This window comes from Nocardia sp. NPDC006044 (assembly GCF_042871115.1).
Lineage (GTDB): Bacteria > Actinomycetota > Actinomycetes > Mycobacteriales > Mycobacteriaceae > Nocardia.
Window position 1 is genome coordinate 1,510,307 of sequence record NZ_JBIAID010000001.1, and the last position, 20,706, is coordinate 1,531,012.

General features: G+C 67.4%; 19 protein-coding genes. 10 read left to right on the forward strand and 9 right to left on the reverse strand.

From position 1 onward, the window contains the following. Positions 1-73: 73 nt before the first annotated feature. The 6 genes from ACFYO1_RS07170 to ACFYO1_RS07195 all read right to left on the reverse strand — a co-directional run bounded on the left by ACFYO1_RS07170 (position 74) and on the right by ACFYO1_RS07195 (position 4,557). Positions 74-403: a hypothetical protein gene (locus tag ACFYO1_RS07170; protein WP_387228005.1), complete on the reverse strand. Its 330-nt coding sequence runs from the start codon at positions 401-403 to the stop codon at positions 74-76. 28 nt (positions 404-431) lie between these two features. Further along, entirely contained in the window at positions 432-794 is a 363-nt protein-coding gene (locus ACFYO1_RS07175) for a hypothetical protein (RefSeq protein WP_387228008.1), read from the reverse strand. Positions 795-1,224: 430 nt separating this feature from the next. Beyond that, positions 1,225-2,121, reverse strand: coding sequence for an amino acid ABC transporter permease (locus tag ACFYO1_RS07180; RefSeq protein WP_387228010.1), 897 nt, complete (start codon positions 2,119-2,121; stop codon positions 1,225-1,227). Continuing rightward, on the reverse strand, positions 2,118-2,798 hold the full coding sequence (locus tag ACFYO1_RS07185) for an amino acid ABC transporter permease (RefSeq protein ID WP_387228012.1): 681 nt from the start codon (positions 2,796-2,798) through the stop codon (positions 2,118-2,120). The genes ACFYO1_RS07180 and ACFYO1_RS07185 overlap by 4 nt, the downstream gene beginning before the upstream one ends. 96 nt (positions 2,799-2,894) lie before the next feature. Then, positions 2,895-3,731, reverse strand: a complete 837-nt coding sequence (locus ACFYO1_RS07190) for a glutamate ABC transporter substrate-binding protein (protein ID WP_387228013.1) — start codon at positions 3,729-3,731, stop codon at positions 2,895-2,897. 97 nt (positions 3,732-3,828) lie between these two features. Then, positions 3,829-4,557 carry an amino acid ABC transporter ATP-binding protein gene (locus ACFYO1_RS07195; RefSeq protein WP_387231742.1) on the reverse strand — a complete coding sequence of 243 codons (729 nt, stop codon included), beginning with the start codon at positions 4,555-4,557 and terminating at the stop codon, positions 3,829-3,831. A gap of 370 nt (positions 4,558-4,927) precedes the next feature. On the opposite strand from ACFYO1_RS07195, the gene miaB reads away from it, so the two are divergent. Both miaB and ACFYO1_RS07205 read left to right on the forward strand, forming a co-directional pair. Next, positions 4,928-6,487 (forward strand): tRNA (N6-isopentenyl adenosine(37)-C2)-methylthiotransferase MiaB, encoded by a 1,560-nt coding sequence (gene miaB, locus ACFYO1_RS07200; protein ID WP_387228015.1) that lies wholly within the window; start codon positions 4,928-4,930, stop codon positions 6,485-6,487. Between the two features lie 235 nt (positions 6,488-6,722). Next, complete coding sequence (locus ACFYO1_RS07205) at positions 6,723-7,355, forward strand: hypothetical protein (RefSeq protein ID WP_387231744.1); 633 nt, start codon at positions 6,723-6,725, stop codon at positions 7,353-7,355. 277 nt (positions 7,356-7,632) lie between these two features. Here the strand turns inward: ACFYO1_RS07205 and ACFYO1_RS07210 are convergent, their stop codons facing one another. Then, positions 7,633-8,994 (reverse strand): DUF349 domain-containing protein, encoded by a 1,362-nt coding sequence (locus tag ACFYO1_RS07210; RefSeq protein ID WP_387228017.1) that lies wholly within the window; start codon positions 8,992-8,994, stop codon positions 7,633-7,635. Between the two features lie 253 nt (positions 8,995-9,247). On the opposite strand from ACFYO1_RS07210, the gene ACFYO1_RS07215 reads away from it, so the two are divergent. The 6 genes from ACFYO1_RS07215 to ACFYO1_RS07240 all read left to right on the forward strand — a co-directional run bounded on the left by ACFYO1_RS07215 (position 9,248) and on the right by ACFYO1_RS07240 (position 16,419). Continuing rightward, positions 9,248-10,015 carry a hypothetical protein gene (locus ACFYO1_RS07215; RefSeq protein ID WP_387228020.1) on the forward strand — a complete coding sequence of 256 codons (768 nt, stop codon included), beginning with the start codon at positions 9,248-9,250 and terminating at the stop codon, positions 10,013-10,015. Beyond that, the gene (gene miaA, locus ACFYO1_RS07220) at positions 10,012-10,944 is read left to right on the forward strand and encodes a tRNA (adenosine(37)-N6)-dimethylallyltransferase MiaA (RefSeq protein ID WP_387228022.1); all 933 of its coding nucleotides are present in this window, start codon (positions 10,012-10,014) and stop codon (positions 10,942-10,944) included. Before ACFYO1_RS07215 ends, miaA begins: the two co-directional genes overlap by 4 nt. Next, the gene (locus ACFYO1_RS07225; RefSeq protein WP_387228025.1) at positions 10,941-11,777 is read left to right on the forward strand and encodes a TrmH family RNA methyltransferase; all 837 of its coding nucleotides are present in this window, start codon (positions 10,941-10,943) and stop codon (positions 11,775-11,777) included. The genes miaA and ACFYO1_RS07225 overlap by 4 nt, the downstream gene beginning before the upstream one ends. 33 nt (positions 11,778-11,810) lie before the next feature. Beyond that, positions 11,811-12,698, forward strand: coding sequence for a diaminopimelate epimerase (dapF, locus tag ACFYO1_RS07230; protein WP_387231745.1), 888 nt, complete (start codon positions 11,811-11,813; stop codon positions 12,696-12,698). Between the two features lie 427 nt (positions 12,699-13,125). Beyond that, a complete protein-coding gene (gene hflX / locus ACFYO1_RS07235; RefSeq protein ID WP_387231747.1) occupies positions 13,126-14,580 on the forward strand; it encodes a GTPase HflX in 1,455 nt (484 codons plus the stop codon). Positions 14,581-15,513: 933 nt separating this feature from the next. Continuing rightward, positions 15,514-16,419, forward strand: a complete 906-nt coding sequence (locus tag ACFYO1_RS07240; protein WP_387228027.1) for a lysophospholipid acyltransferase family protein — start codon at positions 15,514-15,516, stop codon at positions 16,417-16,419. A gap of 48 nt (positions 16,420-16,467) precedes the next feature. Here the strand turns inward: ACFYO1_RS07240 and ACFYO1_RS07245 are convergent, their stop codons facing one another. After that, positions 16,468-18,384 carry a glycosyltransferase family 39 protein gene (locus ACFYO1_RS07245; protein ID WP_387228029.1) on the reverse strand — a complete coding sequence of 639 codons (1,917 nt, stop codon included), beginning with the start codon at positions 18,382-18,384 and terminating at the stop codon, positions 16,468-16,470. Positions 18,385-18,724: 340 nt separating this feature from the next. Between ACFYO1_RS07245 and ACFYO1_RS07250 the strand changes: the two genes are divergently transcribed. Both ACFYO1_RS07250 and ACFYO1_RS07255 read left to right on the forward strand, forming a co-directional pair. Beyond that, entirely contained in the window at positions 18,725-19,870 is a 1,146-nt protein-coding gene (locus ACFYO1_RS07250) for an acyl-CoA dehydrogenase family protein (RefSeq protein ID WP_387228031.1), read from the forward strand. A gap of 59 nt (positions 19,871-19,929) precedes the next feature. Further along, positions 19,930-20,232 carry a hypothetical protein gene (locus ACFYO1_RS07255; protein WP_387228033.1) on the forward strand — a complete coding sequence of 101 codons (303 nt, stop codon included), beginning with the start codon at positions 19,930-19,932 and terminating at the stop codon, positions 20,230-20,232. Position 20,233: 1 nt separating this feature from the next. On the opposite strand, the gene ACFYO1_RS07260 is transcribed toward ACFYO1_RS07255, so the two are convergent. Continuing rightward, complete coding sequence (locus ACFYO1_RS07260) at positions 20,234-20,677, reverse strand: GNAT family N-acetyltransferase (protein WP_387228035.1); 444 nt, start codon at positions 20,675-20,677, stop codon at positions 20,234-20,236. Positions 20,678-20,706: the final 29 nt, after the last annotated feature.

Sequence of the window (20,706 nt, forward strand, 5' to 3'; positions counted from 1 at the left end):
CGCACCATCGCCGCCGGTGTCCGCTATTTCCCCCTACGTAAACAGCGGACACTCGGATAGCGTCGCGAAACTGCTAGTTGTCGCTACTGCGGTAGGCCATACCCGTGTGTACCGCTTGTCCGCCGGGTGGGCAGTATGCGATCGAAAGGGAACTGGACCCACCCTTTTGCCAGGTTCCGGCTTCCCTCATGATCAGTGGGCCGCCGTCGAACATGTCGCACCAGACCGAAACCTTGTACCAACCGCCGCCACCGTGGCAAAACCCGGTCCCGGTGGTGATTGTGGGTTCATCGGTGCAGTCGCTGGGCCATTCTGCGGCCTGTGCGGTTTGGGCAAGAGCAATCGGAGCGAAGAAGGATGCCGCAGCGATCGAAGCCGCGGCGAGATAGCGTGCTATTTTCATCGAATTTCCTATTCAAAGAATTGCGGTATTAGTTCTTCTTGGTGATTCCGGAAGAGGTGGCGCGTTCCTGCCCCCAGCACCACGCCTGCGATCCGACCCGCTCGTTGCCATTGGCGTGCGGGTTGTCGACGTCGACCCAAATGCCGAAACGTTCAGTTCGCTTGCCGTTCTCGTCTTCGCACCAGGCGGACGCTCGGTAGAAGCCGGACCCGCCGGTGCAGATCGCGGTCGTCCCCTTGCTGCCCTGGAAGACGTAGTCTTCGCAATCGTCCGGGAAAGCGTTTGCCGGGGCGGCGAAGGCGAGCGGAAGGCTGATCAGTGCGGTGCCGATGAGCAGGGCACCGGCATTGGCGCCGGCAACCTTGTGCCACAGTGATTTGTGAAATGTCATGTGTGTTCCCTCTTTTGATACGAAAAGACATCGCTTGATAGACAGTTTTTCGAGTCGCCAAATACCCCCATGATCAGCGATCGGTTCGAGCACCTGCGGCCCGAGTGAAAACTATGCGATCGATCAGTAGTGGCGCGGTGGCGTCATCGCACTGTCGTTCGTGATGTGCCGGCGGATGCCGCTCAGCCGGATCTCCCCATTGCGTCCCCTCCCAAACTTGGCCTGTCTATATTCTTCGACGCGGTGCGGACCCGATCGGTTCCATCAATTTCGGATTTTCTTCCGACCGACTCGAATCCGCAGGTAGGCGCGATGTGTCGAAGGCGTTGGGCAGCAATGAGACCCGCTGCGGGCATACGAAAGACGGTGCGCTGGAGCGGGTTACCGCATCCAGCGCACCGTCGAGGGTGTTGCTTCGAGGTCGGGACTGCTACTTCTTGCCGGTGAGATCCATCCCGGGCGCGGCATCGGTCAGGATCGAGTCCGTCGTGAGCACGGCGCCCCTGCTCTTCTTACGTGCCCGCAACCGCTGCTCGAGCTTGGTCGCCAGGAACGTCAGCGCGTAGTTCAAGATGATCATGATGATGGCGATCACGATCAGCGACGGAACGGTGTTCTGTTCTGCCGCACCGAGTTGCTGGCCGGAGCGCACGATCTCGGTGTAGGTGATCTGGTAGCCGAGCGCCGAATCCTTCAGCGCGACAACCATCTGCGAGACCAGCGCTGGCAGCATGGCGGTGATCGCCTGCGGCAGCAGGATCAACCGCATCAGCTGGTTCTTCCGCATGCCGAGCGCGACGGCCGCCTCGGTCTGCCCCTTCGGCAGCGAACGGATGCCCGCACGAACGATTTCGGCGATAACCGAACCGTTGTAGATCGTCAGCGCGATAACGACGGCGGCCAGAGCCAGATCTTCGACCGCGAACAGGGCCTTCTTCGAGAACAGCGCGAACAGGAAGATCATCAGGATCAGCACCGGGATGGCACGCGCCACCTCGACGATCGCTCCCGACACCCAGCGCACCACCCGGTGCTCGGACAGTCGCAGGATGCCGAAGACCATGCCGATCAGCAGCGCGAACACGATCGACAGCAGCGCGGCGACGACGGTGCCCTTCAGGCCGGGCAGTAGGTAGGTCTGCCAGACCTCGAGATCGGTGAACGGCTTCCATTTGGCCGAGGTGAACTGACCCTGGTCGGCGAACCCGTTGTAGAGCACCCAGAGGAACGCCGCCACCGCGACGACGACGATCACCGAGTAGATATGGTGCCGAATGCGTCCCTTAGGCCCGGGCGCATCGAAGAGAACCGAAGGCGCGGCAGTCATCGGGCCACCTCGTATCGTTTGGCGAGCCAGCCGAAGAGCAGCCCGGTCGGCAGGGTCAGGATGACGAAGCCGAGTGCGAAGATGGCACCGACGGCGACGACAGCTGCCTCGTTCTCGTTGACTTCCGCCATGAGGCTGGCGGCTTCGACGACACCGATCGCGGAGGCGATCGTGGTGTTCTTGGTCAGCGCGATCAGCACACTGCCCAGCGGGGCGATCACGGTGCGAAATGCCTGCGGCAGCACGATGAGTCGCAGATTCTGGGTGAAGGTCAGGCCGAGCGAGCGACCCGCCTCCGACTGGCCCATGGCCACCGTGTTGATGCCGGACCGCAGCGACTCACAGACGAAAGCGCCTGTGTAGATGCTGAATCCGAGAATTGCGTAACGGAAGTTGTTGTCCGCCACCGAGTTCGGGCCATCGCCGGCGAGGTGCCAGCCCATCGTGGTGTACAGGCCGAGGGACATGAACAGGATGATCAGGGTGAGCGGAGTGTTGCGGAAGATGGTGACGTAGGCGGTGCCGACCGCGCGAGCGATCGGTACTGGGGACACGCGCAGCGCAGCGACGATAGTGCCCAGGATCAGCGCGCCGACCGCGGAGAAGACGGTCAGTTTGATGGTCACCCAGAAGGCGTCGAGGATTTTGTCGTCATACCTCGAGAGCAGGTCGAACACGGCGTACGTGTCCCTCCCATCGGGTCTCGATTTTCAGGGGGAAGTGCGACGGGTGGCCTGATCCGGTGCGAGCAGGCCACCCGTGCGGGGTAAACCTCAGTACCGGTTGACCTTCGGCGGCTCCGGCGCCTGGTAGCCGGACACGCCGACGGTCGAGTCGAAGGCCTTCTTCCACGAACCGTCGGCGATGCTCGCCTCGATCGCGTCGTTGACCTTGTCGCGGAACTCCTTGTCGCCCTTCTTCAGGCCGATGCCGTAGTTCTCCGTGGTGAACGGCTTGCCGACGACCTTGAACGCGCCGGTGCTCTGTGCGGCGTAGCCGGCCAGAATGATGTCATCGGTGGTCACGGCGTCCCACGAACCGGCGCGCAGGCCCTCGAGGCACACCGAGTAGGTGTCGTTCTGCTGCAGCTGGGTGTCGGGGTAGTTCTTGTCGATGTTCTGCGCGGGAGTGGAACCCTTCACCGAGCAGACCTTCTTGCCCTTCAGGCTGTCCGGGCCGTTGATGTCGGTGTTGTCCGCGCGCACCAGCAGCGACTGACCCGCGATGTAGTACGGACCGGCGAAGTCGACCTTCTGCTTGCGTGCGTCGTTGATCGAGTAGCTGGCGACGATGTAGTCCACCTGTCCGTTCTCGATCAGCGTCTCGCGCTGCCCGGACGGCGATTCCTTCCAGGTGATGCCCTCCGGCTTCACGCCGAGCTTCCCCGCCACCAGCTTGGCGACCTCGACGTCGAAGCCGCTGTAGGACCCATCCTTGTTGCGCAGCCCGATGCCGGGCTGATCGAACTTGATGCCGATGGTGAGCTTGCCGTCCTTGGCGTGATCCAGGGCCGACTTGCTGTCACCGCCGCCGCAGGCGGTGGCGGTCGCGGCGACGACGGTCAGCGCGATCGCGCCGACTCCGAGTCGCAGAGCACGGTTGATCCTCATCGAGTTTCCTTCTCCCTCTCATGGGTTTGCTGGCCGTGGTCTTGGAACAAGGCCGTCCAAATGTTCGGCACGGGCGCAGCGGGTCGATCTCTATGTTTCAGTGGCTCAAAATCTTGCCGAGGAAGTCCTTGGCACGATCGGACTTCGGCGCGGTGAAGAAGACCTCTGGTTCGGTGTCCTCCACCACCTGGCCGTCGGCCATGAACAGGACCCGGTTGCCCGCGCGACGGGCGAAGCCCATCTCGTGGGTGACGACCAGCATGGTCATCCCGTCCTTGGCCAGCGAGACCATCACGTCGAGCACTTCCTGGACCATTTCCGGGTCCAGCGCCGAGGTCGGCTCGTCGAACAGCATCACCTTGGGGTTCATCGCCAGTGCGCGGGCGATGGCGACGCGCTGCTGCTGACCGCCGGAGAGCTGGGCCGGGTACTTGTCGGCCTGGTTGGCGATGCCGACCCGGTTCAGCAGTTCCATGGCGTGGGTGTGCGCCGCTTCTTTCTTGATCTTGCGGACCTTCATCGGCGCGAGCATGACGTTCTCCACGATCGTCTTGTGCGCGAAGAGGTTGAACGATTGGAAAACCATGCCGACGTCGGCGCGCAGCGCGGCGAGGCCGCGGCCTTCGGCGGGCAGGGGGACACCGTCGATGGCGATGTCACCGGAGTCGATGGGTTCGAGGCGGTTGATAGTGCGGCACAGCGTCGATTTCCCGGAACCGGAGGGCCCGAGAACAATGACTACCTGTCCTTTGGGGACTTCCAGGTCGATATCGCGCAGGACGTGTAGGTCACCGAAGTGCTTTTGCACGTTGCGCATCGAGATCATCGGCGCGCTGGCGGCGCTGGCGTCCCCGGTTGAAGCGTTCCCGGTTGTATCGGGCGCGGCGGCGTCGTCGGTCATGGTCCAAGACTGTAAAGGCAAAATGCGGATTTGCGAGAGTTTCGGCGACACACCGTTTTGCCGCGCCGAGCTGACACGTCCCGTTAACGCTCTCGTCCGGTTCGTCCGAATCGCGCCGGTCGGACGCCGAGGCGGGCGCGACGGTGACGCAGCGTGCCTGATCAGCGTATGTGTGTGCGAGGACACCCGCCGCCACAAGTGAGCGGGCCGACGCCAAACGTGCCGCCGTTTGGCGGCGCGTTCCCGAGGCCGATGCCCCTAAAATTGGGGTTGCCGCTGCCCGTACTCTGGACGCGTGGATTCGATCGGACAGGCGGTGTTGAACCCCCACCAACTCCCCGCAGACGGCGCTCGCAGCTATGAGGTACGCACCTTCGGCTGCCAGATGAACGTGCACGATTCCGAACGCTTGTCCGGACTCCTGGAGGACGCGGGTTACGTGAAGGCCGCGCCGGGCGCGACGGCCGACCTGGTCGTGCTCAACACGTGCGCGGTGCGCGAGAACGCGGACAACAAGCTCTACGGCACGCTCGGCCATCTGGCGTCGATCAAGGCCGATCAGCCCGGCATGCAGATCGCCGTCGGCGGCTGCCTGGCGCAGAAGGACCGCGGCACGGTCGTGCGCAAGGCGCCGTGGGTGGACGTGGTGTTCGGCACGCACAACATCGGCTCGCTGCCGGTCCTGCTGGAACGCGCGCGGCACAATGCCGAGGCGCAGGTGGAGATCCTGGAGTCGCTGGAGGCGTTCCCGTCGAGCCTGCCGGCCAAGCGCGAGTCCGCGTACTCGGGCTGGGTGTCGATCTCGGTGGGCTGCAACAACACCTGCACCTTCTGCATCGTTCCGTCGCTGCGCGGCAAGGAGGTGGACCGCCGCCCCGGTGACGTGCTCGCCGAGGTGCAGGCGCTGGTCGACCAGGGCGTGCTGGAGGTGACGCTGCTCGGGCAGAACGTGAACGCGTACGGTGCCTCGTTCGCCGATCCGGAGCAGCCGCGCGATCGCGGCGCGTTCGCCAAGCTGTTGCGCGCGTGCGGCGGCATCGACGGACTGGAGCGCGTGCGCTTCACCTCTCCGCACCCGGCCGAGTTCACCGACGACGTGATCGAGGCGATGGCCGAGACGCCGAACATCTGCCCGCAACTGCACATGCCGTTGCAGTCCGGTTCGGACAGGGTGCTCAAGTCGATGCGCCGCTCCTACCGCAAGGCGCGCTTCCTGGGCATCATCGAGAAGGTGCGGGCGGTCATGCCGCACGCGGCGATCACCACCGACATCATCGTCGGGTTCCCGGGGGAGACCGAGGAGGACTTCCAGGAGACCCTCGACGTGGTCCGGCAGGCGCGGTTCACCAGCGCGTTCACCTTCCAGTACTCCAAGCGGCCGGGCACCCCGGCCGCCGACATGCCCGATCAGCTGCCGAAGGCCGTTGTGCAGGAACGCTATATGCGGCTCATCGCGTTGCAGGAGGAAGTCTCGCTGGAGGCGAACCGGGCGCTTATCGGCACCGAGGTCGAACTGCTGGTCGCCGACGGGGCGGGCAAGAAGAACGCTGCCACCGCGCGAATGAGCGGTCGGGCCCGCGACGGACGGCTGGTACATTTCCGTCCCGGCGGCACGCCGGAGTCGATCCGTCCCGGCGACATCGTCACCCTCGACATCACCGAGGCCGCGCCGCACCACCTGATCGCCGACTCGCCGATCAAGTCGCATCGGCGCACCGCCGCCGGTGACGCGCACGAACGCGGCGTCACCCCGAAGACCGAGCCGATCGGCGTCGGCCTCGGACTGCCCCGCATCGGCGCGCCCGCGCCGGAACCGGTCGCGGCCGCGGGCTGTTCGACCGGTTGCGGCGCATGAGTGCGCGAAGCTCGGACACCGCCGGCGCACTCGGTCATCCTGGAGTCGAACGCGGTTCGAGCGTGGGGCCGATCGAGCGAGTCGCCGCGCACGAGCCGGAACCTGGGACCGAGGGGGCGGCGTGAACGACAAGCCTGGCGAAGACGGTTTCGTGGCCGGTGGCGCGGAACCCGAGCGCAAACCTACTACCGGCGGTAGTGGGTCGGCCGCGGCGGCCGAACCCGCTGATGGCACAGTGGACGCGGGCACAGCAGCGAACCACGAACAAGCCGAACGAAACGAGGGTTCAGTGAACTCGGTCGAGAGCAGCAACTTCGAGCAGTTCCGCGATGATCTCGATGCGGTGGAACGGCGCATCGCCGGCGAGATCGATCCCGGCGTGCGCGCCATGGTGGTGGCCGGTGCGGTGTTCGTCCTGTTGCTCTCGCTGGTGCTGCCGCATGCCGGCGGCGCGCGCGGGTTCGATGTGCTGCTCGGCACCGAGGCCGCGCGGATGGAACACATCGGGCTGCCGTCGCGGATCTTCGTCTGGTTCCTGGTTGTCTTCGGCGTCGGATTCTCGACGCTCGCGCTGATGACCCGGCGTTGGTTCCTGGCCTGGATCGCGGTCGCGGGAACGGCGATCACCAGTGTGTTCGGCGTCTTCTCGATCTGGCACCGGCAGACGCCCGGCATCAACAACTATCACGGCGCCGGCCCGGCCATCGGGCTCATCCTGGGCACCATCGCCGCGATCGTGCTGACATTCCACTGGATTCGCGTGGTCTGGAGTCGCACCGCGCTGCAACTGGCGGCGGAAGAACAGCGCCGCAACGCGTCGGCCGCCGCCGAGGAACGCGACCGTCGCCGCCTCACCGGCGAAAAGTAACGCGACCGCCGCCGCCTCACCGGCGAAAAGTGAAGTAGCGGTACAGCTTCCGAGAGGCGCATCGCCTCGCATGCCGGGTCGGCGGATGCGCCACACCGGTTGCGAGCGGACGCACGACTCCGAGACGCCGCCCGTCCATGGGATTCGGCGCGTCGACATGCGCGGCGCGGATCACCCGCACACCCTCTGACGAGGCGCATACCGAATCGCATGCAATTCGGTATGCGACGCGTCAGGACGTGTGCGGCTTCGGCGACCGGTGCCGCCGGGCTGGAATCTAGCGGTTGGTGACCGCGCCCTCCGCCGCCTCGGCCCATTCCCGCCACTGCTTGGCCTGCTCCAGCGCCTTCTCCGCGTCGCGAGCCTTGCCCGCGGCCTGCGCCTTGGCCGCCTGCTCCTCGAATTGCGCTACCCGCTCACGGAATTGAGCGGCCCGCGCCATCGCCTCCGGATCGGTACGCCGCCACTGCGCGTCGACCGCGTCGCGGACCCGCTTCTCGATGGCGCGCAGCTTGCCTTCCAGCTCCTGCATGCGTTCGCGCGGGACCTTGCCGATGGCGTCCCACTTGTCCTGCAATTCACGCAGCGCCGCGCGAGCGGGCTCCAGGCCGTTGGCCGGGTCGATGTGCTCGTAGGCCGCCAGCAGTTCTTCCTTGGCGGCGGCGTTCGTGTCGAACTCGGCGTCGCGTTCGGTGACGGCGGCGTTGCGGGCGGCGAAGAACACGTCCTGCGCGCTCTTGAACCGCCGCCACAGCGCCTCGTCGGCCTCGCGCGGCGCCCGGCCCGCGGCCTTCCATTCGGCCAGCAGGTCACGGAAGATGCCCGCGGTGCCGACCCAGTCGGTCGAGCCCGACAGTTCCTCGGCGCGCACGCACAGCTCTTCCTTGCGGGTCTTCGCGGACGCGCGTTCCCGGTCGAGTTCGGCGAAGTGCGCACCGCGCCTGCGGTTGAACGCCTCCCTGGCCTTGGAGTAGCGCTTCCACAGCGCGTCGTCCACCTTGCGGTCCACGCCGCGGATCGACTTCCACTCATCGAGGATCTCGCGCAGCCGATCGCCCGCGGCCTTCCACTGGGTGGACTCGGCGGCGATCTTCTCCGCCTCGGCGCACAGCAATTCCTTGCGCTCGGTGTGCTCGTGGCGCGCCTTGTCCTTCTCCTCCTTGGCCTGTGCGGCAGCCTCTTCGGAGTGTTCGGCGATCGCGGCCAGGCGCTTGGCCAGACCATCGATGTCGCCGATGACGGCGGCGGTCGGCAGCGATTCGGCGAGGGCCACGGCGGCGGCCTTGGTCTTGCGCGCGTCCGCGCCGGCCGCGAGGCGGGCTTCCAGGAGGGCGACCTCGGTGGCCAGGTCGTCGAACCGGCGGCCGAAGTGGGCCAGCCCCTCGGCGGCGTCGCCGGCCTGCCAGGAGCCGACCTGACGTTCGCCGTCGGCGGTCTTCACCCAGGCGGTGCCGTCGTCATCGACCCGGCCCCAGGCACTGGGGTCGGAGGTGGTGGGCACGACGGGATGCGGATGCTGAGTCTGGCCCGGCGTCGCGTGCGGCTTGGGAGGCTGGACCGAGCCGCCGGGTTTCGGGGCACCGGAAGAGCGCGGCATCGCGCCGGGGCTGGCTTTCGCGGTTCCGTTGCTGTCGGTCATTGCTCCTCGTCCCTGCCGCGCGTCACGGCTGCCTGGTTACGCCCTAGCTCATCCCATTGAACCCGGTCCGAGCGCTTGTGACCATCGACCCAGGCCCGCACGTGCAGGAATCTCGGGGATTGCCACCCCTGATGACCTGGGTTGTAGCTCATCGAACAGTATCAATCTCGACCAGCTTTGCGGCAGAGACACTCGAACCCGGGCGGTACCCGCGGTGCGTAAGGGCGTCGCGCGGAACGGTTACGGTTATCCGGTGTTCTCGATTGCCGCCCTGGTCCCGTCGCCACCGATCCTGGTGCCCGAGCTCTGCGGCGGCGTGACAGGCGCGCTTCCCGGCCGGTCCGACGATCCGCGCGGGGTGCTGCGGGCGGCCGTGCTGGCCGCCGCGGAAAGGCTTGCGGGAGTGACAGACCGCTGGACAGTGCTCGGCACGGGGGTCGCCGACCAGGTGTTCGGTCCCGAGACGGTCGGGACGTTCCGCGGGTTCGGCGCGGACGTGCGGGTCGCGCTGTCGCCGGACGCCGCGGCCGAGCCGGACGCTCAGCATCCGCTGCCGGTGTTGATCGCTGGGTGGTTGCGGGGGCAGGTGGCGCCGGGTGTGCGAGCCGAGGTTCGCATTGTGGCCGAGGACACTTCGGTGGCGTGCTGCTTCGAACTCGGCGCGAAACTTCGTGCAGAATTGGACAATTCGGACGAACGGCACGGGGTGCTCGTTATCGCCGACGGCGCGGCGACATTGTCCTTGAAGGCGCCCGGATATCTGGACGAGCGGGCTCCCGCTGTGCAGGGTGAACTGGATCGCGCGCTGGCCGCGGGTGACCGGGCCGCGCTACGCGCCCTGGATCCCGGCCTGTGCGCGGAATTGGTGCTGTCCGGCCGGGCCGCTTACCAAGTGCTGGCCGGGTTGTTCGACACCGATCCGGTGGTCGAGACGCTCTACCAGGACGCCCCGTTCGGCGTCGGTTACGACGTGAGTCTGTGGCGGCCGGCGGAGCCAGCCCCCCGCGGGGCCGAGTCGTGAGCGATCCCGGCATCACCCCGATCGCCGTGGTCGGCCCGACCGCGACCGGCAAATCGAACCTCGGACTCGAGCTGGCCGAACGACTCGGCGGCGAGATCGTCAACATCGACGCGATGCAGCTCTACCGCGGCATGGACGTCGGCACCGCGAAGCTCACCGTCGAAGAGCGGCGTGGCATCCCGCATCACCAACTCGACGTGCTCGACGTGACCGAAACCGCGACCGTCGCGGCCTATCAAGCCGCGGCCGGCGCGGATGTCGCCGCGATCATGGCGCGCGGCCGCGTCCCGGTGATCGTCGGCGGCTCGATGATGTATGTGCAAGCGCTGCTGGACAAGTGGGAGTTCCCGGCCACCGACCCGGTCGTGCGCGCCCGCTGGGAGGCCGTGCTCGTCGAGGGCGGAGTCGACGCGGTGCACGCGGCGCTGCGGGCCGCCGATCCGGCCGCGGCGGCGAGCATCCTGCCCACCGACGGACGCCGCATGGTGCGCGCGCTCGAGGTCGTGGAGCTCACCGGCCGGCCGTTCGCCGCGTCCGCTCCGGAGATCGGCACGCCGCGCTGGGGCACCGTGATCATCGGCGTCGACCGCGACACCGCCGCCCTGGACGAGCGGATCGAACGCCGCACCGAGCTGATGTTCGCCGCCGGACTCGTCGACGAGGTCCGCGGCCTGCTCGACCGGGGCCTGCGCGACGGCGTCACCGCCCGGCGCGCCATCGGATACGCACAAGTCCTGTCCTACCTCGACAACGAATACGACGTGAAGCACGCGCAAGAACGCACCCTCATCGGCACCCGGCGCTACGTTCGACGGCAGCGCTCCTGGTTCCGGCGCGACCCCCGGGTGCACTGGGTGGACGGCGCCGCCCCCGATCTGGTGGCGACCGCGCTCGCCCTGCTCGACGAGAAAGAACGGACTCCGCAGTGACCCGACGTGTGAGCACCCGCAATGCCTCGGTCCAGGTGTGGCAGGCGTACCTGAACAACCGGACCAAACGTCATCGCGACGGGCGCTTCCTGGTGCAGGGGGTGCGCCCGATCACCCAGGCCGTGGCCAACGACTGGCCGTTGGAGACGCTGCTCTACCGCCTCGGGACTCCCGATCTGTCCAGCTGGGCCAGGGAGGTGCTGGACACCAGCGACGTGCCGCAGGTCGGCCTGGTGCCGGAGTTGATGGCCGAACTGGGCGAAAAGGTCGGCGGCATACCGGAATTGGTGGCGGTCGCGGTGTCGCGGCAGCAGGAGCTCGACACGTTCGAACCGGGGGAGCCGGGGGAGGACGCGCCCGTGGTCGTCGTGTTCGACCGCCCGAACTCGCCGGGCAACCTCGGCACGCTGATCCGTTCGGCCGACGCGTTCGGCGCCAGCGGCGTGATCGTCACCGGACACGGCGCCGACCAGTACGACCCGCAGGCCGTGCGCGCGTCCACCGGATCGCTGTTCGCGATGCCGGTGCTGCGGGCGGCCGGCGCCGCCCAGGTCCTGGAATTCCGGGATCGGCAGGTGCAACGCGGGATTCCGACCCGGATCGTCGGCACCGACGAGAACGGCCCGCGCGCGGCCTACGATCACGACTTCACCGAGGCCACCATCCTCGTCATCGGCAACGAGACCAGCGGGATGAGCGCCGCCTGGCAGGACGCCTGCGACGACATGGTGCACATCCCGATGGGCGGCACCGCGAGTTCGCTCGGCGCGCCTTCGGCCGCGGCGGTCGCGCTCTACGAAATTTCCCGGCAGCGCCGGACGTTTGCCAAATGACGAGCAGTTAGGGAGAACACGGACGTGTCGGATATCGAGTTCACCAAGGGGCACGGCACCCAGAACGACTTCGTGGTGCTGCCTGACCTCGAGGTTCAGCTGGAGCTGACCGCCAAGCGGATCAGCGCGCTGTGCGACCGGCAACGCGGCCTCGGCGCCGATGGTGTGCTGCGGGTGGCGCGGGCGGGCGCGTTGCGGGCCGCGGGTGTGCTGTCCGAGCTGCCGCCCGCCGTGAGCGAGACCGACTGGTTCATGGATTACCGCAACGCCGACGGTTCGATCGCCGAGATGTGCGGCAACGGGGTGCGCGTTTTCGCCCACTACCTGGTGTCTTCCGGGCTGGAGAGCGCGTGCGAATTCGTCGTCGGCAGCCGGGCCGGTGGACGGCCGGTCGTCGTGCATTCCGCCGATGTGGTCGACGGCGACGTCACGGTGGACATGGGCACCGTGCGCGAACTGGGCGAATCCACCGCCACCGTCGCGGGCTGGGCCTACTCCGGTCTCGGCATCGACGTCGGTAACCCGCATCTGGCCTGCGTTGTCCCCGACCTGTCCGTCGACGCCCTGGCCAAACTCGACCTCACCGTGCCCCCCGGCTACGACCCCGACCTCTTCCCGCACGGCGTCAACGTGGAAATCGTGACCGCGCTCGCCGACGGCTCCGTCGACATGCGCGTCTACGAACGCGGCGTCGGCGAAACCCGTTCCTGCGGAACCGGAACCGTCGCCGCGGCCGCGGCGGCCCTGGCCCGCGAAGGGTTCGACCTCGCCACCGGCACCGGCGAAGTCCGCGTCCGCATCCCCGGCGGCGAGGTCACCGTCGGCCTCGCCAACGGCACCGCCTGGCTGCGCGGCCCCTCGGTCCTCGTCGCCTCGGGGGCTATCGCCGAGGGTTGGTGGCAGCACCTCGGAGCGCTGTAGCTCGATGGATTCCCGCTCCGGGTGATCGGACCCGGGTAGCGGTCAGGGCGGTGGTGGCTTCGGCGACGGCGTGACCAGCGCACACCACCGCCGACCTCGCGGCCAAGTCGGCGCGCAAGGAAGCCACCATGGTGTAGTTCGTCGGCCCGGCTTCGGCACTGCCCGGGCGAGAAGTACCAGCGGGTTCGTGTTCACGCGAACTTGACCCGACAACCCCCAACACGCTGTGCGCAATATCCGAATGCGCCATGTCGGTGCATCGTGGGATCATGGATCTTGTATGACGAAATCCAAAGTTTATGAATTCACTCCGGCCGACGACTTCACCGAGACGGCCGATGACGACATCCAGCTCGACGCTGCCGCTGACGGCGCTGGGGACGACGACGCCGTAACCGGCGATGTCGTCGCCGAGCACGCCGCGCGCATGAAGCGTTCCGGCGGCTGGACGTCCGCCGAACCCACGGTCGGCGAGATGCAGCTCGACGAACGCAGCTCGCTGCGCCGGGTCGCCGGGCTGTCCACCGAACTCACCGATATCACCGAGGTCGAGTACCGGCAGCTGCGCCTGGAACGGGTCGTGCTGGTCGGCGTCTGGACCGCGGGCAGCGCCGCGCAGGCCGACGCGAGCATGACCGAACTGGCCGCGCTCGCCGAGACCGCCGGTTCCGAGGTGCTCGAAGGGCTGATCCAGCGCCGCGACAAGCCGGACCCGGCCACCTACATCGGTTCCGGCAAGGCCGAGGAGCTGCGGGCGGTGGTACTCGAGACCGGTGCCGACACCGTCATCTGCGACGGTGAACTCACGCCCGCGCAGCTGACCGCGCTGGAGAAGGTGGTCAAGGTCAAGGTGATCGACCGGACCGCGCTGATCCTCGACATCTTCGCCCAGCACGCCACCTCCCGCGAGGGCAAGGCGCAGGTCGCGCTCGCGCAGATGGAATACATGCTGCCGCGACTGCGCGGCTGGGGTGAGTCCATGTCCCGGCAGGCCGGTGGCCGGGCGGGCAGCAACGGCGGCGTGGGCCTGCGTGGTCCCGGTGAAACGAAGATCGAAACCGATCGTCGCCGCATCCGGGAGCGGATGGCCAAGCTGCGCCGCGAGATCCGCGAGATGAAGACCGCGCGCGACACCATGCGGGCCCGCCGCAACTCCAGCGGCATCCCGTCGGTGGCGATCGTCGGCTACACCAACGCGGGCAAGTCCAGCCTGATGAACGCGCTCACCGGCGCCGGACTTCTGGTGCAGGACGCATTGTTCGCCACCCTGGACCCGACCACCCGCCGCGCCGATCTCGACGACGGCCGCGAGGTCGTGTTCACCGACACCGTCGGTTTCGTCCGGCACCTGCCGACCCAGCTGGTCGAGGCCTTCCGGTCGACGCTGGAGGAAGTCACCGGCGCCGACCTGCTGCTGCACGTGGTCGACGGCTCCGACGCGCTGCCCGCCGAACAGATCAAGGCGGTCCGCGAGGTGATCACCGACGTGATCAAGGAGCAGGGCACCCCCGCGCCGCCGGAACTGCTGGTGGTCAACAAGATCGACGCTCTCGATCCGATGGCCCTCACCCGCCTGCGCGGCCAGCTGCCCGACGCGGCCTACGTCTCCGTCCGTGCCGACCTCGGCATCGACGCGTTGCGCGACCGCCTCGCCGAGGTGCTCGGCGGCCTGGACGCCGAAATCAGCATCCTGCTGCCCTACAGCCGAGGCGACCTCCTCGCCCGCATCCACGCCGACGGCCGCATCATCGACTCCACGCACGAGGAAGGCGGCACCCGAGTCCACGCCCGCGTCCCCCACTCCCTCGCCGCCGCCCTCTCCGAATACGCCCACGCCGGCGGACCCTCCACCCCAGAATCCAACGGCCACCCCCAACCCTGACGACAACCGGTTCTACCGAGCCAGGCCAGCCCACCCGCCGAGCCCCAACGGGCTTCGATCGAGCCCAGCCCAGCTAGGCCAGGCACGCGCGGTCGAGCCCCAACGGGCTTCCATCGAGCCCGGCCCAGCTAGGCCAGGCCCACCCGGTCGAGCCCCAACGGGCTTCCATCCAGCCCGGCCCAGCTAGGCCAGGCCGCCCAGCCCAGCTAGGCCAGGCCCACCCGGTCGAGCCCCAACGGGCTTCCATCCAGCCCGGCCCAGCTAGGCCAGGCCGCCCAGCCCAGCTAGGCCAGGCCCACCCGGTCGAGCTCCAACAGGCTTCGCCAGGCCAGCCCACCCGCCGAGCCCCAACGGGCTTCCATCGAGCCCAGCCCAGCCCAGCCCAGCCCAGCTAGGCCGGGCCGCCCGGCCGAGCCCCAACAGGCTTCGCCAGGCAGGCCACCCGCCAAGCCCCAACAGGCTCCGGCGATTACACCCGGCACCCCACCCCAGCCAGGTCCCACCCGGCGAGGCTCTCCCGTCAAACGGGACCTGGCTGAGCGCGCACTCGCACTTTGTCGCTGCCAAGTCCCGTTCGGTGAGCTGGCTGTCGTTGAGTGGGACCAGGTTGTGGGGTTACTCGTGCTTTGCCGTTGCCAGGTCCCGTTGGGCCGAGGGGCCGCAGTGCGCGAATGTTGGCGTGGTCTGCATCGCGTTGCCGTAGTTGAGGCGAATGAGTCTTGCTGCGCGCAAGGGTTGCGGTGAAGCGCGCGTATTGCCAGCAAATCTGTGGGCCGGGGAGAAGTTGGGATGAGGCTGGCTGGGGGTGGTTTTGTGGGTAGGGGAAGATCGGTTAGGCGATACCAGACCGTGTGGACTGTGTCGGCGCTCACATCTGATGCGGCACAGTGGATTTCGTTACGGTATCGTTCGGGGCGACATCAGGAGGGATGTATGTCGCACGACCGTTCGGGTTCGGCCGATTCCGCAGACAAGGCGTCCGGTGCGCTGTTGCTCGACAAGCCCGCGCTCAGCGATGGGGCTCCGCTGGCGGTTTCGCTGACCGACAGCGATCTGCGGGTAATCGAGGCGCTGCTGTCGCCGCTGCGGGCGTGGACGAGTCCGCGGTTCTACGGGCTCGACAACATCCCGACCGATGGGCCCGTGCTGCTTGTCGGCAACCACAATCTGATGGGCGGCATCGACGCACCGCTGCTGCTGCCCGAGGTGCTGCGCCGGCGCGGTCGGCTGATTCGCGGGCTGGCCGAGAATGTGCTGATCGCGGTCCCCGGCGTGCGGCACTTCCTGCATCGTTACGGCGCGGTCCGCGGCACCCGCGGCAACTGCCTGGCCCTGCTGAAGCGCGGCGAGGCCGTCATCGTGTTCCCCGGCGGCGGCCGGGAGGCGGTGCGCCGCAAGAACGAGAAGTACCTGCTCAAGTGGGAGGGTCGCACCGGCTTCGCGCGGATGGCGATCGAGGCGGGCGCGCCGATCGTGCCGGTCGCGATGATCGGCGTCGACGACGCGTACGACATCGTGGTCGACGGCGACCACCCGCTGCTGCGCCCGCTGCGCTGGACCGTCCAGGCCCTCGGCCTGAACCCCGAACTGACACCCCCGCTGCTCCGCGGCCTCGGTCCCACCGTCCTCCCGCGCCCCGAGCGCTTCTACTTCTCCGCCGGCACCCCGATCGACCCGGCCCCCTGGCGCGACGCCGACGACATCACCACGGCCGCAAAGGAATTGCGCGACGTTGTCCGCAAAGCCCTCGAAGAGGAACTGAAATTCCTCTTCACCGAACGCGACCACGACTCCGGCCGCACCCTCGTCGGCCGCCTACGCGACCGCCTCCGCCGCTAGTGCTACAGCCGCACCACTTCTGATTTCAGAAGTGGTGCGGGAGTTGGGTTAGTTGGGGTGGGGAGTGAGGTCGTAGACCGCGATGTTGCCTATGTGGGTGGCGGTGTAGTGGCGGCTGACCCAGGTGGCGATTTCGGGCTTTCCGGTTACCTGCCAAGGCTTTTCGGGGGTGGTCGGGCTGGTGGTGGCGGGCTGGCCGCCGACTTTCCAGGAGGCGGGCAGCTGCATTTCCTGGACCAGGTAGTAGGTCAACTCGTGATCGGCCACGATGTGCTGGAACTCCTCTAGCGTTGGTGCCGGGTCTTCGCCCGCGAAGCCGCCGATGGCGATTACCGGTGTGCGGCTGGCCAATTCGAGGGCGGCGGCGATCGAACCGCGATCCACGGCGGCGGACCATCTGGTCGTGCTGCTCATCAGCATCGTGACGAGCTCCGGGTTGGTGAAGGCGCCGCCGTCGGCGAAGTTCTGGGTCTGGCGGTGGATCAGGGCGGCGATGCCGGTCTCGACGGGCTTGGCCGGTCCGACGAGGGGACTGCGCCCCGTATGCGCCTGCGGCAGCGTGGCCGCCGCATAGGCCGTCGATCCGCCTAGCCCGGCGAGCACGCCGACGACCAGCAGCACCGCGGTCACTCTGGTTCGCGCGGTACGCCATCCGCCCGGAACCGGAATCGCGGTCACCAGCACGCCGAGCCCCGCGGCCACCGCCACCGCCGCGACGGTCCAGCGCAACCACGGCAGCCAGTCCGAATTGCGTTGCAGCACAACCAAAGCCCATAACCCCATGGACAGGATCAACACCGCCGCCCCGACTTTGCCGAACAGCTCGTCGCGCCGCCGCCACAGTTCGTGCACACCGATCGCGACCATCCCGGCCGCAGCGGGCGCCAGGGTCAGCGTGTAATAGGAGTGCTCGATCGCCTTCATCGCACTGAACGCCCCACCCATGGTGATCAACCACAGTCCGAAAACCAATGCCGCGCCGCGTATCAGATCGGTTCGCGGCGCACCCCACCGCGACGCCATCGCCACCACGAACGCCACCAGCGCAGCCGGAATCAGCCACGAGATCTCGAACCCGCTCTCCCCGGCGAACAATCGGCCGAGCCCCGGCGAACCGAAATCATTGAAACTCTGCAACAACCCCGGCGGCGTCTGATACCCGTCCGGCAGCGCGATCCGACCGGTCGCCGGCGTATTACCGAGAAACCGGCCGAATCCGTTATAACCCAACACCGAATCCATGAAGGAGTTGTCCGCCGACCCCGCGAGATAAGGCCGTGACGAGGCAGGCCACAAGATGGTAAGCAGCACATACCAACCCGCGGAAGCGATCAACGCAGCGGCGGCGCCGGCCAAGTGCCACAACCGGTTCCGCAACGAGGTCGGCGCAACGATCAGATAGGCGATCCCCAGCGCGGGCAACACCATCAACCCTTCGAGCAACTTCGCCAAGAACGCGAACCCCAGCGCAACCCCCGCCAGCATCAGCCAACGCCCATTCGCCCGCTCCAGCGCCCGGATCGTGCAATACCCGCCGGCCGTCATCAACAACACCAGCACCGCATCCGGGTTGTTGAACCGAAACATCAACGCCACCACCGGAGTTGCCGCCAGGACCAACCCGGCCAGCAGCCCGGATCCCCGGCTGAGCGTCGCCCGCGTCACCGCCGCGTACGTCAACCCCACTGCCCCCACCGCCATCAACGCCTGCGGCACCAGCATGCTCGCACTGCTGAACCCGAACAACTGCCCGGACAGCCCCATCACCCACTGCGAAACCGGCGGCTTGTCCACCGTGATGAAGTTGCCCGGATCCAGCGACCCGAACAGCAACGCCTGCCAATCCCGTGATCCCGCCCAGGCGGCACCCGCGTAGAAGTTGTTGCCCATGCCGTTCACCGTGATGTGCCACAGGTACGCGATCGCGGTTCCGAGCAACAGCACGGCCAGCCCGGCGCGTTCCACCGGACGCGCCGGTGGCAGAGCTGTCGGACGAGGAGATGAGGCAACGGAACCGGTCGGAGCCGTCGCGATGAGGGTCGCCGCCATTGCCCCACGGTCGCACGCTGATGTTCACCACAAGTTGGACAGCGGGTTAACACGGCGTCGGAATTGTGTGGCCGAGGACACGGCCGGTTCCGCCGCGGTTTGTCGAGAATCTCGATCTTCTTCCGCGCAGCCCGCCGCAGGGCCTGGTTAGCAGGTGATTACGCCCCAGAAGTGAACTGCGATTCTCATTCCGGGTACCGTATGAGACAACGACGGGTCGGTGTGGACCGGCCGGTGTGGTCACTAGGAGGTTGGTGTGGAGCGCACACTGTTCGAACCCGAGCACGATCTGTTCCGGGAGTCGTTCCGCAAGTTTCTCGATCAGCACGTCGCGCCGAACCACGCGAAGTGGGAAGAGCAGGGAATTGTCGACCGCGAGGTCTGGCTGGAGGCGGGCAAGCAGGGCTTCCTCGGCATGGCCATGCCGGAGGAATACGGCGGCGGCGGGGTCAAGGATTTCCGCTACAACGCGATCGTGGCCGAGGAATCGGTGCGCGGCCAGTACTCCGGCCTCGGCTTCGCCCTGCACAACGATGTGATCGCCCCGTACCTGTCCGAGCTGGCCAACGAGGAGCAGAAGCGGCGCTGGCTGCCCGGCTTCTGTTCCGGCGAGATCATCACCGCCATCGCCATGACCGAGCCCGGCACCGGCTCCGACCTCCAGGGCATCAAGACCCGCGCGGTCCGCGACGGTGACGACTGGGTGCTCAACGGCGCCAAGACCTTCATCACCAACGGCATCAACTCCGATATCGTCATCGTGGTCGCGCAGACCGACCCGGACAAGGGCGCGATGGGCTTCAGCCTGCTCGTCGTCGAGCGCGGCATGCCCGGCTTCGAACGCGGCCGCAATCTGGACAAGCTCGGCCTCAAGGCGCAGGACACCGCCGAGCTGAGCTTCACCGACGTCCGGGTGCCCGCCGCCAACCTGCTCGGCCAGGAGGGGTCGGGCTTCATCCACCTGATGCAGAACCTCCCGCAGGAGCGCCTGTCCATCGCCGTGATGGCCGCCGCGGCCATGGAGGCGTGCCTGGACATGACCGTTCAGTACGTGCGCGACCGCAAGGCGTTCGGCAAGCCGATCGGCACCTTCCAGAACACCCGCTTCGTGCTCGCCGAACTCGCGACCAAGGCCACCGCCGTCCGCGTCCTGGTCGACCGCTTCATCGAGGACCTCAACCGCGGCAAGCTCTCCGTCGAGGACGCCGCCATGGCGAAGTGGTGGAGCACCGAGGAGCAGGTCGAGCTCATCGATCGCTGCCTCCAGCTGCACGGCGGCTACGGCTACATGAAGGAATACCCGATTGCCAAGGCGTACATGGACGCTCGCGTCCAGACGATCTACGGCGGCACCACCGAGATCATGAAGGAGATCATCGGGCGTTCACTGAAACTGTCCTGACCGCAAGCTGTTTCGAGACGAGGTGGCGCGGGATCCTGGCGACCTTCGGCACGCCCGGCATGTTCGTGTCCACCTTCGTCTTCATCGCGCTGGCGATTCCGTCGTCCGGCGGCACCATTCCGCTGGAGACCGTGCCCGCCTTCTATCGCCACCTCAGCGTGTTCGAACCCATGCGGCAACTCACCGGAGGCGTTCGAGCGATCCTGTACTTCAACGCTTCCGGTGACGCCGGGCTGTTCCGCGCCTGGACGATGATGGCCGTCGGGCTGGTCCTCGCGCTCGCGCTCGGGTACGCGGCGACCTCGTTCTACGAACGCAAAGGCCTGCACCGCCACCCGGAGTCCGCGCCGGCGCCGGCGTGAGTCAGTTCCGCTCGAGGGGTAGGCGGTAGGTGAGGGAGTCGCGGGGCGCGAAGCCTGCTCGCTGGTAGAGACGGTTCGCTGCCTCGCGTGACGGTCGCGACGTCAGGTCGACCGTGCGCGCACCGGCTTTGCGCGCGAGTTCGACCGCGGTGTTGGTGAGTTCGAGCGCGACGCCCTTGCCGCGGGCGGACTCGTCGACGACCACGTCTTCGATTCGAGCACGGATGCCGGTCGGGATGGGGTAGGTGATCAGCGTGAGCGTGCCGACGACGCCCGCGTCGGATTCGGCGATCAGCAGTGTCGCGGAGTCGGATTCGATGAGTTCGGCGAGCGCCTCGACGGTGAGGGGCGCGGCCGTTTTCGACAGCTGGCGGACCAGGGCGTTCAGCTCGTGCGCGAGTTCGGCCGTGGCATGGAGTGCGGTCGAGATCTGGATATCACTCATGCGGTCAACGTAATCGACGATCCGCCGGC